The sequence below is a fragment of the Pseudomonadota bacterium genome (genome assembly GCA_023229365.1).
Lineage (GTDB): Bacteria > Myxococcota_A > Polyangia > JAAYKL01 > JAAYKL01 > JALNZK01.
Genome location: JALNZK010000007.1, coordinates 96,285 through 108,387 on the forward strand (window position 1 = coordinate 96,285; position 12,103 = coordinate 108,387).

Annotated in this window: 12 protein-coding genes; 9 read left to right on the forward strand and 3 right to left on the reverse strand. The window is 70.1% G+C overall.

The genetic code is table 11. The features are described 5' to 3' along the window. Window positions 1-20 precede the first annotated feature (20 nt). The 9 genes from M0R80_06440 to M0R80_06480 are packed head-to-tail and all read left to right on the forward strand — an operon-like array spanning window position 21 to window position 9,803. The gene (locus M0R80_06440; protein ID MCK9459260.1) at window positions 21-707 is read left to right on the forward strand and encodes a prepilin-type N-terminal cleavage/methylation domain-containing protein; all 687 of its coding nucleotides are present in this window, start codon (window positions 21-23) and stop codon (window positions 705-707) included. Beyond that, on the forward strand, window positions 708-1,418 hold the full coding sequence (locus M0R80_06445) for a prepilin-type N-terminal cleavage/methylation domain-containing protein (protein MCK9459261.1): 711 nt from the start codon (window positions 708-710) through the stop codon (window positions 1,416-1,418). A 14-nt stretch (window positions 1,419-1,432) separates the two neighbouring features. After that, the gene (locus M0R80_06450) at window positions 1,433-2,680 is read left to right on the forward strand and encodes a type II secretion system protein GspK (protein ID MCK9459262.1); all 1,248 of its coding nucleotides are present in this window, start codon (window positions 1,433-1,435) and stop codon (window positions 2,678-2,680) included. Between the two features lie 2 nt (window positions 2,681-2,682). Further along, complete coding sequence (pilM, locus tag M0R80_06455) at window positions 2,683-4,284, forward strand: pilus assembly protein PilM (GenBank protein MCK9459263.1); 1,602 nt, start codon at window positions 2,683-2,685, stop codon at window positions 4,282-4,284. 24 nt (window positions 4,285-4,308) lie between these two features. Continuing rightward, complete coding sequence (locus tag M0R80_06460; GenBank protein ID MCK9459264.1) at window positions 4,309-4,896, forward strand: hypothetical protein; 588 nt, start codon at window positions 4,309-4,311, stop codon at window positions 4,894-4,896. Next, on the forward strand, window positions 4,893-6,539 hold the full coding sequence (gene gspN / locus M0R80_06465) for a type II secretion system protein GspN (GenBank protein ID MCK9459265.1): 1,647 nt from the start codon (window positions 4,893-4,895) through the stop codon (window positions 6,537-6,539). The genes M0R80_06460 and gspN overlap by 4 nt, the downstream gene beginning before the upstream one ends. Before the next feature lie 42 nt (window positions 6,540-6,581). Beyond that, window positions 6,582-7,718, forward strand: a complete 1,137-nt coding sequence (locus M0R80_06470; GenBank protein ID MCK9459266.1) for a THUMP domain-containing protein — start codon at window positions 6,582-6,584, stop codon at window positions 7,716-7,718. Between the two features lie 55 nt (window positions 7,719-7,773). Then, entirely contained in the window at window positions 7,774-8,913 is a 1,140-nt protein-coding gene (locus M0R80_06475; GenBank protein ID MCK9459267.1) for a serine/threonine protein kinase, read from the forward strand. Window positions 8,914-8,927: 14 nt separating this feature from the next. Further along, entirely contained in the window at window positions 8,928-9,803 is an 876-nt protein-coding gene (locus M0R80_06480) for a hypothetical protein (protein ID MCK9459268.1), read from the forward strand. A gap of 7 nt (window positions 9,804-9,810) precedes the next feature. Here M0R80_06480 and M0R80_06485 read toward each other — a convergent pair whose 3' ends face one another. The 3 genes from M0R80_06485 to M0R80_06495 form a co-directional block, all read right to left on the reverse strand. Then, complete coding sequence (locus tag M0R80_06485; GenBank protein ID MCK9459269.1) at window positions 9,811-10,278, reverse strand: redoxin domain-containing protein; 468 nt, start codon at window positions 10,276-10,278, stop codon at window positions 9,811-9,813. 20 nt (window positions 10,279-10,298) lie between these two features. Continuing rightward, entirely contained in the window at window positions 10,299-11,738 is a 1,440-nt protein-coding gene (locus tag M0R80_06490) for an FAD-binding oxidoreductase (protein ID MCK9459270.1), read from the reverse strand. A 3-nt stretch (window positions 11,739-11,741) separates the two neighbouring features. Further along, window positions 11,742-12,103 (reverse strand): SCP2 sterol-binding domain-containing protein (locus M0R80_06495; GenBank protein ID MCK9459271.1); only part of this gene is annotated, 362 nt, incomplete at its 5' end.

Sequence of the window (12,103 nt, forward strand, 5' to 3'; positions counted from 1 at the left end):
CAACGGGAAGGGGCCGGGGGATGGGTCACGGCTTCACCATCATCGAGGTGATGGTCGCGATGCTGATCTTCGCGGTCGCGATCGTGTCGATCTTCGGTGCCCAGTTCTCGGCGATCTCCACGACCGAGTTCGCGCGCCACACGACGATGGCGACCGAGCTCGCGCGCTGCCGCATGAGCGAGCTCGAGCTCGAGTTCGTGCAGAACGGCGGGTTCGAGGAGGGTGACGTCACGCAGTCCGGCACGTGCTGCGAGGCGCTCGAGAACGACCCGAGCGCCGCGGACTACACCTGCCGGTGGGAGATCAAGACGATCGTGCTCCCGGACGCGAGCCAGCTCATGGCGGGCGGCGCGGACGGCGGCCTTGGCGGCGGGATGTTCGGGGACATGATCGGCGGCGGCATGGGTGACGAGGCGAGCGGCGACGAGGCGGCGGGCGCGATGGGGCTGGACATGGTGTCGTCGTTCCTCCCCATGGTCGCCGATCTGCTCGAGCAGGCGATCCGGCGCGTGACCGTGACCGTGGAGTGGCAACTCTCTGGCGGCGCGGAGCGCGAGCTCTCGGTGGTCCAGTTCGTCACGCACCCCACGCAGGGGGTGCTGGGGATGGCGCAGGGGGCGAAGGCGGCCGGCGACTTGGCGGAGCAATTGGGTCTTGGCGAGCAGACGGAGAACCTCGACGGTGAGCGCGGGGCGAAGGGGATGTAGGTGGAGAGACGAGGCTCAGAAGGCGGCTTCACGCTGATCGAGGTGCTCATCGCCCTGTCGGTGACGAGCATGATCGCCATCGCGATCTGGGCGGCGTCGAGCCAGACGGCGCGCACGCGAGAGCTCGTGCAGGAGGCGCACGACAAGCACCACCAGGTGCGGGTGGCCTTCGACATGCTGACGCGCGACCTCACGTCCTCGTTCCTCTCCCTGCACCGCGCGCAGCTCGATCCCACCCACGACACGGTGTTCATCGGCGAGGATCACGGCGACACGGATCGCGTGGACTTCGCGGCGTTCACCCACGAGCGGCGCTATTTCGACGTCAAGGAATCGGATCAATGCGAGGTCGGGTACTTCCTCGCGCCCGACAGGGAGGAGCCCGAGCGGATGAACCTCGTGCGCCGGGAGTCGCCGGTGCTCGACACCGAGCCGCTCGAGGGCGGACAGCTCCTCGTGCTCATCGAGGACGTAACCGCGTTCGACCTGCAGTACTTCGATTTCGTGATGAACGAGTGGCAGGACGCCTGGGACACGACGGAGGCGACCGGCGAGGCGGGAGTGCTCCCGATGCAGGTGCGCATCCGGATCGTCGCCCGCGACCGTCGCGGCCAGGACGTCGCCTACGCCACGCAGATCCCGATCCCGATGCGCACGCCTATCCTGAAGGAGGGCTACGTGCCGGGCGCGCCCCTGGTGGTGTCGCATTGAGGCGCGCGACCCAAATGCGCCGCCAGCGCGGCATGGCGCTCGTGCTCGTGCTCATCGCGCTCACGGTGCTCGGCGCGATGACCGTCGACCTCATGGAGGACAACAGCGTGTCCGTCATGTCGACGGTGAACGCGCGGGACGCGCTCAAGGCCGAGTACATCGCTCGATCCGGCGTGAACCTGAGCCGGCTCATGCTGTCCGTGCAGCCGCTGCTCGGCGAACAGTTCAACTTCCCGTTCTGGCAGTTCGCGGACGTCATCCTCGAGCCGTTCACCTCGTCGCCGGACGAGGGCCGAGGCGACGAGGACGGCGAGCATGGCGCCGAGGATGAGGGCGGGAGCATGCTGACGGACATGACCGGGATCGATCTTTCGGGCGCGGAGGGGCTCGGGCTGCCCGCCGGCGAGGAGCTCGCCGTGAAGATCACGGACGAGGACAGCAAGATCCAGGTCAACCTCAGCCAGGCCGTTCCGCACGCCCGCGACCTCGCCGTGCAGCAGCTCCTCATGCTCATGTCGCCGCCGCAGTACGACGAGATGTTCGACCGCAACACGGGCTCCGACAGGTTCTTCGGCCGGGAGGACATCGTCTGCGAGGTGATTGACTGGGCGGATCCGGACGAGGAGCTGTGCGATCTGTCCGGCGGCGAGGACGCCACGTACTACGACAACCCGGACGCGCCGTACCTGCGGAAGAACGCGCCGTACGACAGCCTCGAGGAGCTGCACCTCGTCGAGGGGATCGGCGACGACTTCTGGTCCGCGTTCGTCGACCCGGACTCCACGGATCCGGAACGCCGCGTCATGACCGTCTGGGGCAAGGGGCGCGTGAACGTCAACACCGCCTCGTCGCAGACCCTGCTCGCCGAGGCGTGCTACCTCGCGTCGGACGAGTCCGGCGTGAGTCCCTGCGGCGATTTCACCGTCCAGCTCAACCTCATGCAGATCATCCAGGGCATACTCTTCGTCCGGACGCTCATGCCGTTCGGCAGCGCGGGAGATTTCGTCAAGGCGATCGAGAACCCGCAGGAGGCGCTGTTCGGGCTCGTCCCGACCTCCGGCGTGCCGCTTGCCAACAAGAAGCGCGCGCGGCAGGTGCTCACGGCGCAGAGCACCGTGTTCTCCATCTACTCGGAAGGGAACGTGGGCAACGCGCGCCGGCGCATTCACGTAGTCGTGGACATGGAGGGGCTCGACATGCTCGATCCGACGAAGTCGGTCTCCGCTTCGGGCGGCAAGGTGCTGTACTGGAGGATGGACTAGGGATGGGCCAGAACGTCATAGGGCTCGATCTGGGCAGCCACAGCGTGAAGGCGGTCGCGCTGAAGCTCGGGCTGCGCGGCAGCGAGGTCGTCGCGGCACAGGTCGAGCCGGTGCTCCTCGGCGACGACGGCTCGGCGTCCGAGGCGGAGGTTTTCGCGGCGGCCGGGCGGCTCATCGCGCGGCTCGAGCTCGGGGCCGAATCGCTGCACTGCGCGGTGCCGGGGGATGCGGCGACCCTCCGCACGGTCGTCCTCCCCGCGGGCGCGGTGCGGCGCATCGAGCAGGTCCTCAAGTTCGAGCTCGACGAGGCGCTGCCTTTCGACATCGAGGACGCGGTTTTCGACTGGGTCGAGCGCGGGCGATCGGCGGAGGGGGTGTCGCTCCTCACGGCGGTCGCTCGCACGGAGCGGGTCAAGGCGATCGTGGACGGCGTGACCGCAGCTGGCTTCGACCCGCGGGAGATCGGCGTGGCCCCGCTGGCGTACGCCGTCGACCTCGCGCAAGGCGAAGGCACGGAGCCGACGGCGGTGGTCGACGTCGGCCACCTGCGGACCAACGTCCTCGTCGCCGGTGAAGAGGTGACGACGTCGCGCACGATCCTCCGCGGAGGCCGCGATCTCACGACGCGCCTCGCCGAGGCCGGGCACCTGCCGTTCCACCTCGCGGAGCAGAACAAGCACCGCGAAGGGCTGTCCGGACGGGTCGGTCAGATCCTCGCCGAGGCGCTGAAGCCCCTCGTCCGCGAGATCCGGAACACGCTCGCAGGGCACGTGGCCGCTGGCGGCAAGCGCGTCCGGCGGGTCCTCCTGTGCGGCGGCGGCGCGGCGATGGTCGGCTTCGACCAGTACCTCTCGAACGAGCTCGGCCTCCAGGTCGAGAGGTGGGGCGTGGCGCTCCCTGCGACCGCGGCGGCCTCCGGATCCATAGCGGCCGAGGCGCTGGTGCTCGCCCACTCCCTCGCGCGGCGCGAGAGCCAGGATCGGTCGAAGCGCCTGAACCTCCGGCGCGGAGCGCTCGCGTTCCGTGGCGACACCGCGCACATGCGGCGCCGCCTCATCCTCGCCGCGGTGTTCCTGCTCGCAGTGACAGGGGCGTGGATCTTCTCGAGCTACGCCGAGTACCGCGTGCTCGTCGGCGCGGCCGAGGCGCAGGAGGAACGGCTCAAGCAGGAGACGCTCCGCTACTTCGGAAGGGAGCTCGTCGACGAGGAGCAGATCAAGAAGCTCGCCGGCGGGAATCAGGCGGCGGAGGCGCCCATCCCGATCCGGGACGCGTTCGAGGTGCTCGTGGAGCTGTCGAAGCGCATCCCGACGACCGTCGTGCACGATATCGAGCTGCTCGACATCAAGCCGAAGCGGGTCACCATCCGCGCGCTCGTCGACGCGGAGCTCCGGCCGGCGGACGCGGACGACACCTCCGAGCCGGGCGACAGCGACGAGGACAGGGAAGCCGCCGGCGAGGAGCTGCAGCTCTCGCCGACAGACCTCATCCAGCAGAAGCTGTCCGAGTTCAAGGAGTGCTTCACGGCGATCCGCATAGGGAAGGTGCAGACCCACGGCGAACGACGCAGCTACCAGATGGACATCGACAGCAAGTGCCCTTAGGAGTGTGAGCCGATGGCTTTGTCCGTGCGAAACATGATTGCCGGGATGTCCGCCCGAGAGCGGAAGATGGCCGCGGGCATGGTCGCCGCCATGGTTCTCGTCGCGGTTTTTCTCGTCGCCTTCTTCGTCCAATCCGCGATCGACGACATCGAGGAGGAGAACGCGAGCCGCGCCACGACGCTGCGCTACGTCGCCCTCAAGGGGCCCGAGCGCCTGGCGGCGGCGGCGGATCAGCGGGCCGAGGCGCGCGGAAAGGAGAAGCCGCCCCCGCTGCGGACCTTGGTCGACGGCGTCGTGAAGAAGATCGGCATGCCGGATCCGGACACCAAGGAGCTGCCCGATCAGAGCCGCGACAACGCGTGGACCGAGCACGGCGTCGAGGTCGCATGGCGCGAGGTCTCCCTCGAGCAGCTGACCGAGTTCATGGAGGAGGTGGAGGGCAACCGGCGGAGGTTCCCGATCGCCGTCACGCACCTCGAGGTCCGCAAGCGCCGGCCCGGCGAGAACGCGTTCGACGTGACCATCGCGATTTCGACGTACGAAAACACCACGGAGGCCCCCGCTCCCGAGGACGACGAGGACGAGAAGCAAGCCCCGGAGGCGCGCCGATGATGCTCTCCTCCACACAGTGGCGCATCGTCAAGCTCGTCGGCTACCCGGCGTTCTTCCTCCTGTGCTTCGCGGTGTTCATGTTCTGGACCTTCCCGGTCGACAGGTTCAAGCCGCAGATCGAGGAGAAGCTCGCGGCGACGCTCGGGCGCGAGGTGGGCATCGGCGAGGTGTCGATGTCGCTCACCGGCTCCTTCACGCTCGAGGCGGTCGAGATCGGGACGGCGTCCGAGGCGGGCGAGGTGGACAGGGAGGCCGCGGCGATGGCCGAGTTCGAGCGGATCGCCGCCGGCGGGGACACCGACGAGGACGGCAAGCCCGCCGAGAAGCCGGCGCCCAAGCCGAAGTACCTCATCGAGGAGATCGAGATCGACGTCGGATTCATCGATTTCCTTTTTGGCCAGCTCGACGTGGAGGTGGAGGCGGAGCTGCTCGGCGGGGAGATCGCGATCTCGTACGAGGGGCCCCTCGGCGGCGAGGACGAGGTGCTCCCGCCGAGAACCGGCGCGGCGCGGCGCGCGGCGGAGATCGCACGGCGCAGCCAGGCGGCGCCTCCCGTTGCGGCGCCCGACGGCGAGACGCCGGACGCGGAAGCCGAGGCGGAGGCCGAGGGCGGAGAGCCGGTCGCCCTGTCCGTCCAGGCCACCGGCATCCAGCTCCGCCAGATCCACGATCTGCGGCGAAAGGTCCCCGTGGCGGTCGGCGGCGCGCTCGATGTCCGCGTCGAGCTGACATCGGAGACCGGCCGGCTCGCGGACTTCGACGGGCGGATCTCCGTCGCGGCGAGGCAGCTGAAGGTCGGCGACAGCAAGAACCCCGCGACCATCGGCGGCATGCCGATGACCGTCGACGAGGTGCTGGTCTCGGAGCTGGCGTGGGAGATCGACGTGAAGAAGGGCGTCGGCGCGGTGGAGAAGTTCACCGTCGCGTCGGCCGACTTCGACGCCAAGATTGAGGGCACGATCTCTTTTGCGGATCCGTTCTCGCGCAGCCGCCTGGACCTCTACCTCACGTTCAAGCTCCTCGAGGGCTACGCCAAGAGGAGCCCGACCGCGCAGATGGTGGTATCGACGCTCCCGGAGCTGAGCAGCGATTTCAGGCGCGCGCTGCGCTCGGACGGGTACTTCGGCTTCAGGTATCGCGGCGTCTTGGGGTCGGCGCAGTTCACGCCGGCGAAGGTATATCGCGGCAAGGGCACCCGCGAAGCGGAGCGGGCGGAGCGCAGGGCGAAGCGCACGGCCGCCACACCGAGCGCACGCGCAGGGGATCGGACGGCAGGACGCGGCACGGCGTTGGACGAGAGAGCCGCTGGAGCGGGCGACGTCGATCCTTCGGGGATGACGCGCGAGGAGCGGTTTCCCGATCTCAAGCCGCCTTCCGGCAGCGGCCCGTACGGAGTCGATCCGGTGCCGCTGCCGACCGCCACCGATCGACCCCAGAACCAGCCCGACGAAGGGCGGCGGTTCGACGCCGAAGCCCGCGCGCTGCCGGAGCCGCCCGCCGAGGAGGTCGAGGAGCCGCTGCTCGAGCCCGAACCGGAGCGCGTCGAGGAGCAGCCGGGGGAGCAGCCAGAGGAACAGCCGGGGGAGCAGCCAGAGGAGGAGGAGGAGGGTGAGGGCGAGGCGCAGGAGGCTCCGGAGCAGTAGGCCGATTCCGCACCTGTCGATCGCCCGCCCGGCTTTTGTTGCATGGAAACGCTCTTCGCCGTCACCGCACCGGGCCTCGAGCGCCTGGCCGCCGACGAGCTGCGCACCGCAGCTGTCGTGCCGGAGGATCGGGCCGTTCTGACCCTCGCGGGCGGCGCCGCGTTCGAGGGTGACACGGCCGCGCTGTACCGCGCGAACCTCCTGTCGCGCACCGCGAGCCGCGTGCTCGTGCGCCTCCCCGCGTTCCACGCGGCTGCGTTCTCGGAGCTGCGCAAGAAGGCGGCGCGCCTGCCCTGGGAGCGCTTCCTCCCGCCTGGTAGAGCCTTGGCGGTGCGCGCGACGTGCCGCGGATCGAAGCTCTACCACTCGGACGCGGTCGCGGAGCGCGTGGCGGCGGCCGTCGGGGATCGGCTCGGGATCGCGTCGCCCCGGGTCAAGCCGGCGGGTGACGACGCCGAGGATCCCGCGCAGCTCGTCCTCGTGCGGATCGTCGACGACCTCTGCGAGGCGAGCGTCGACTCCTCGGGCGCCCTGCTCCACCGCCGCGGCTACAGGCTCGCGGTGGCCAAGGCGCCCCTGCGCGAGACGCTCGCGGCCGGGGCGATCCTCGCGTCGGGCTGGGATCGCGCCTCGCCGCTGTTCGATCCGTTCTGCGGCTCCGGCACCATCCCGATCGAGGCCGCGCTGCTCGCGCAGGGTCTCGCGCCCGGACGCAACCGGCGGTTCGCGTTCATGGATTGGCCGTGCTTCGACGAGGCGCTGTGGCGAGCGGTTTCAGCGGAGGCGGCGATCCGAAGGGCGGCACCAGCGCCGTTCATCGTCGGCTCGGATCGGGACGCGGGCGCGATCCGAGCGGCCGGGGAGAACTCCGCGCGCGCCGAGGTCGATGGGCTCGTCCGCTTCGCGCACCGCGCCGTGTCTGCAATCGAGCCGCCCGCCGGCCCCGGCTGGATCGTCACGAACCCGCCGTACGGCCGCCGCCTGGGCGCGGATCGGGATCTGCGCGATCTCTACACGCGGCTCGGCGACGTGCTGCGCGAGCGCTGCGCCGGGTGGCGCGTCACGATCCTGTGCTCCGATCTCTATCTGCTCCGCCGCACCCGCCTCGACCTCGACACCGCCCTCACCTTCTCCCACGGCGGGCTCCGGGTGCGGGTGGGGAGAGGGGTGGTAGGGTGACCGCCGCCCGTCGCCACTTTCCTCAAACTGTGCCATAAACATCGTCATGCCTTTCATGAAACGACTGTTCGGAGATCCGCCGAAGCTCGAGAAGGACACGACGTTCGCGTCGAAGTCGACTTACAAGCTCCTCTCCCGGATCGGGCGCGGCGGCATGGGCGAGGTCTGGAAGGCCGAGCGCACGAGCGCAGGCGGCCACACGCAGACCGTGGCCGTGAAGTTCCTCACCGAGACGACGACCGGCCAGGCCTCGCTCGCGGCCGAGGCGCTGCGCATGTCGCGGCTCACCCACGACAACATCGTCCAGTACCTCGACTCGGGCGTCGACGAGGCGGGCCGCGTGTTCGTCGCGATGGCGTTCGTCGAGGGGCTCGATCTCGACGGGCTGCGGGAGTTATGCGGCGTCGGCACGGACCGCGCGTTCAAGGGGCAGGTCGAGCACCGCCTCCCGGAGCAGATCGTCGGGTTCGTCGCGTTCATGACGCTCCGCGCGCTCAGCTACGCGCACAACTACGATTTCGGAGGGGGCGTCGTCGGGCTCGTGCACCGGGACGTTTCCCCCGGTAACATCCTGCTCGACGAGAAGCGCGGCTTCGTGAAGCTGTCCGACTTCGGGATCGCCGCGGTGCTCGGCGACGTGGAGGGCGCGGGCCAGATCGCGGGCAAGGTGCCGTACATGGCGCCCGAGGTGCTCACCGGGGATCCGGTCGATGCCCGATCCGATCTCTACGCGCTCGGGCTCGTCATGTACGAGCTGCTTACCGGTTTCAACCCGAACATGCGGCCCGCGTTCTCGGGGAGCGTCATCGGCGCGATCACCGAGGTGATGCTGGCGCTCGAAAAGCCCCTCCGGCCGCCGCACGAGCTCGTCGCCGGGATCGACGAGGAGATCTCGCGGATCACCCTCAGGCTGCTCGCGCGCGCCCCCGAGGATCGCTACGCCTCGGCCGACCGCGCGCTCCAGGACCTCGGCGGGTACCTGTTCAACCACGGGTTCGGGCCGACGACGACCAGCCTCGCGGACTACCTCGCGCTCCTGCGGCCGGGGGCGGAGCCGACGGCGAGCGCGTTCGACTCGCTCAGGTTCCTAGACTGGACCGAGGGCGAGAAGGCGGTGCGGCCGCGGTGGGCGCTCACCCCCGAGGCGGCTGCCGACGCCGAGAAGAAGCTGAACCCCGGCCGCGTCAACGAGTGAAAGGCGGCTCGCACATGCGGAACCATCGACTCGGACCCTCGCTCGCTTTCGCCGTCGCCGTCGCGCTGGCGTCGCTCGGCGCGCGCGCGCAGGAGGCGCCGGCCGCCGAGTGCTTCCCCAAGTGCCGATCCGGGTTCCTCTGCCACGAGGGCGCCTGCGTCTCGAGCTGCAACCCGGTGTGCGCGGACGACGAGAGGTGCACGGCCGAAGGCGAGTGCGTGCTCAAGGCGCCAGCCGGCGCGACGCCAGAGCCGGCCCCGGCGCCCGAGGCGCAGAAACCGCCGTACCGGCCGAAGGGGGGAGTCCTCGGCCTGACCGCGGGAGCGCTCCTGTGCGCGTCGGCCGAGAGCTGGGGCTGTCACACGACCGACGGCGACACCGGCGTCTACGCCGGGCTGCGCGGCGGGTACCTCTTCCTCTCCTGGCTCGAAGCGGATCTGGATCTCTCCTTCTCGCCGCTCTTCATGAAGGACGACCCGCTCGTGGACAAGGCGCTCCTCTTCGCCGCGAGCCTGGGCGCGCGGTTCCTTCCGCTCGCGAGAAGACACCTCGTCGATCCGGTCCTCGGCCTGCACGTCGGGTACTTTTTCTCTTGGACGAAGAACCAAGAGAGCGAAAACACGACGGTCGCGAGCGCCTCCATGCACGCGGTGCACCTCGCCTATACCGTGGGGCTGGACTTCAACGTGGCGCCGGCCTTTTCGCTCGGCGTCGCACTCGACGTTTTCGAGCCGTTCTGGGTCGCGGAGTGCACGGAGTTCGCCTACCAGTCGGGCAACACGGCCACGGGGGTCCCCGAGCAGGAAGCCACAAAACAGTGCGCGACCATCAGCGCGGACAGCTTCCCCTTCTACTTCGGCCTCGGCGTGGCCGGCACGTTTTTCATCTGACGAACGATCAGGGCGCCTGTCGCCCGCGAAGGCGCGCGAGCGCCGCCAGCACCGCCGGGACCTGCTCCTTGGCGCCGAGCGCCGGCACCGTGGCGATGAGGGCGCCCGTTCGGTCGAACAGCCACGCGCCGGACGGGCCGGGCGGCACGGTTCCCGCGAGCGCGCGGTGGATGCCGAGCTCGGTGTCCGAGACCAGGAGGAACGGCAGCGCCGAGGCGTCACGGAGCTCCGCCAGCATCTCGGCGGGCTCGGCGGAGATCGCGAGCGGGCTGCACTCCGCGGCGAGGAAGTCGGGCGTGCGCTTCGCGAGCTGCGCGAGGAGCGCCCGCGCCGCGCGGTTGAGCTCCCGCCCGAGCAGGAACACCGCGAGCGCTCGTCCCTTGAAGTCCGCGATCGAGATGGGCGTGCCCTCGTCCGTGCGCCCCTCGGCGGCGGGGGCCGGGTCGCCGATCCCGACAGGCCGCGCCCGGCTCATCGCACCCGCCCCCCTTCCGCTCACGGATCGAGCCGCCAGCGACCGGGGTTCATGACGCCCTTCGGATCGAGCAGCGCGTGGATCCTGCGCATGAGATCGTGGGTCCCCGGCCACAGCCGCGGGAGGATCTTCTCCACGGCCCACGCCGGCGTCTTGTAGGGGATGAACCCCTGGTCGAGCACCATGTCGAGCAGCTCGCCGTTGCACCGCCTGACGCGCGCCACGTCGCCAGCATCGTCCCGCGCGAAGGTGGAGATGAACCGGAGCACACCGAAGTGCCCGCCCTTCATCGGCCGCGACACGATCACGGGCGGGAAGTCGTGGCGCTCCATGATCTCGATGCCGAGATCCGCGGCCTTGTCGAAACGGCTCATCGGCCCGTAGGTGCCCACCCACGTCAGCCCGCCGCCGGGGTTGTCGACCAGGAACTCGAGCCGCGTCGGGAACACCGCAAACTTCTCGAAGCGGGGGCTGAGCGCGCAGAGCGTCTCGATGTCGAACGGATCCTCGATCGCGGCGCCCCGCTCGCGCAGCTCGCGCAGCTCGGCGAGCACCGTCTCGAGCTTGAGCCTGAGCTCCACGGACGAGAAGGCGGACACGTCGAGGTAGGTGAAGAACTCCGGCTCGTCGGGATCCTTCGCGCGCGGCTTCGCCACGCCGTACAGCATCTTGCCCGTGGGCCAGGAGAGCCCGCCGATATCGTCGAACAGCTTCATCCTCGCGAGGCGCCGCATCAGCTCGTAGGTCGTGCGCCGCTCGTAGGTGAGGATGAACAGGCGCTTGCGCAGAGGCGGTCTCGGCTTGAGCTGGACCGCCATCTTCGTCACGATCCCGGTCGCGCCCTGCCAGGAAACGAACAGCCCGGTGAGATCCGGAAGAGGCGCCCGCGAGAACGGGACGTCCGACAGCGCCCACGCGCCCGTCCGGATCACCTCCCCCGTGCCGAGGATCACCTCGAGCCCGGCGATCCACTCGCCCATCGTCCCGTGCAGGAGCGACAGGTTGCCGAGCCCGTCGAGCAGGCAGTTGGCCAGGACGGAGGTCTCCGGCGGCGACAGCGGAATGCCGATCGTGAGCGGCAGCTCGCGCGCGGCGAGCTCGTCCACGAGCTGCTGGAAGGTGACGCCCGGCTCGATCACGGCGAGCATGTCGGTCTCGTTGATCGCCAGGATCCTCTTCATCCCGGTGAGATCGAGGAGCGCGCCGCCCCGCGCAGGGATCGCGAGCCCGGCCAGGTTCGTTCCCGCGACGCGGGGGGTCAGCGGGATCCCGTGCTCGATGGCGATCCGCGCCGCCCGCTCGAGCTCCTCGGCGCTCTCGATGTGCACGACGATGTCGGGGCGGCCCGCCGGGCACTCGGTCTGGTCCCGGGCGGCGCCCTCGAGCGCCGCCGGATCGACGTCGAGCCGCTCGCGGGGGACCGCGGCCTGGAACAGGTGGATCAGGCGCTCTGCGTCCATCCCCTACCTCCGGCCCCGCTCGCCGGCCGATGCGACGCGCAAGAGCGGCAGCGCCTTGAGCAGGAAGAACGGGTTCCCGCCGAAGCCGATCTCGCCCGCGAGGAACGACTTGATCGCGCCGCGGCCGAGGGCGACCTGCAGGAGCGCGTCGAGGCTCCCCTTGACGCGTGCCGTGACCCGCGGATCGCTCCCCCGCGCCACCGTGACCCGCCCGCGATCGAAACGGATCGTCACGGCCATGCCGCCGGCCCGGACGGCGACGGCGCCCCGCAGCTTCTGCGCGAGCGCCGCGCCCCGCGGCTGCCCGAGGTTCGCCGCGATCACCTCGCCGAGCATCCGCCCGAGGAGGCCCATCTCGTCGCGGC

Excerpts from the sequence above, each read along its gene's own strand:
- gspN (MCK9459265.1), top strand. The coding sequence starts at position 4,893 with ATGATGCTCTCCTCCACACAGTGGCGCATCGTCAAGCTCGTCGGCTAC.
- M0R80_06475 (MCK9459267.1), top strand. The coding sequence starts at position 7,774 with ATGAAACGACTGTTCGGAGATCCGCCGAAGCTCGAGAAGGACACGACG.
- M0R80_06490 (MCK9459270.1), bottom strand. The coding sequence starts at position 11,738 with ATGGACGCAGAGCGCCTGATCCACCTGTTCCAGGCCGCGGTCCCCCGC.
- M0R80_06450 (MCK9459262.1), top strand. The coding sequence starts at position 1,433 with ATGCGCCGCCAGCGCGGCATGGCGCTCGTGCTCGTGCTCATCGCGCTC.
- M0R80_06440 (MCK9459260.1), top strand. The coding sequence starts at position 21 with ATGGGTCACGGCTTCACCATCATCGAGGTGATGGTCGCGATGCTGATC.
- M0R80_06480 (MCK9459268.1), top strand. The coding sequence starts at position 8,928 with ATGCGGAACCATCGACTCGGACCCTCGCTCGCTTTCGCCGTCGCCGTC.
- M0R80_06470 (MCK9459266.1), top strand. The coding sequence starts at position 6,582 with ATGGAAACGCTCTTCGCCGTCACCGCACCGGGCCTCGAGCGCCTGGCC.
- pilM (MCK9459263.1), top strand. The coding sequence starts at position 2,683 with ATGGGCCAGAACGTCATAGGGCTCGATCTGGGCAGCCACAGCGTGAAG.
- M0R80_06485 (MCK9459269.1), bottom strand. The coding sequence starts at position 10,278 with ATGAGCCGGGCGCGGCCTGTCGGGATCGGCGACCCGGCCCCCGCCGCC.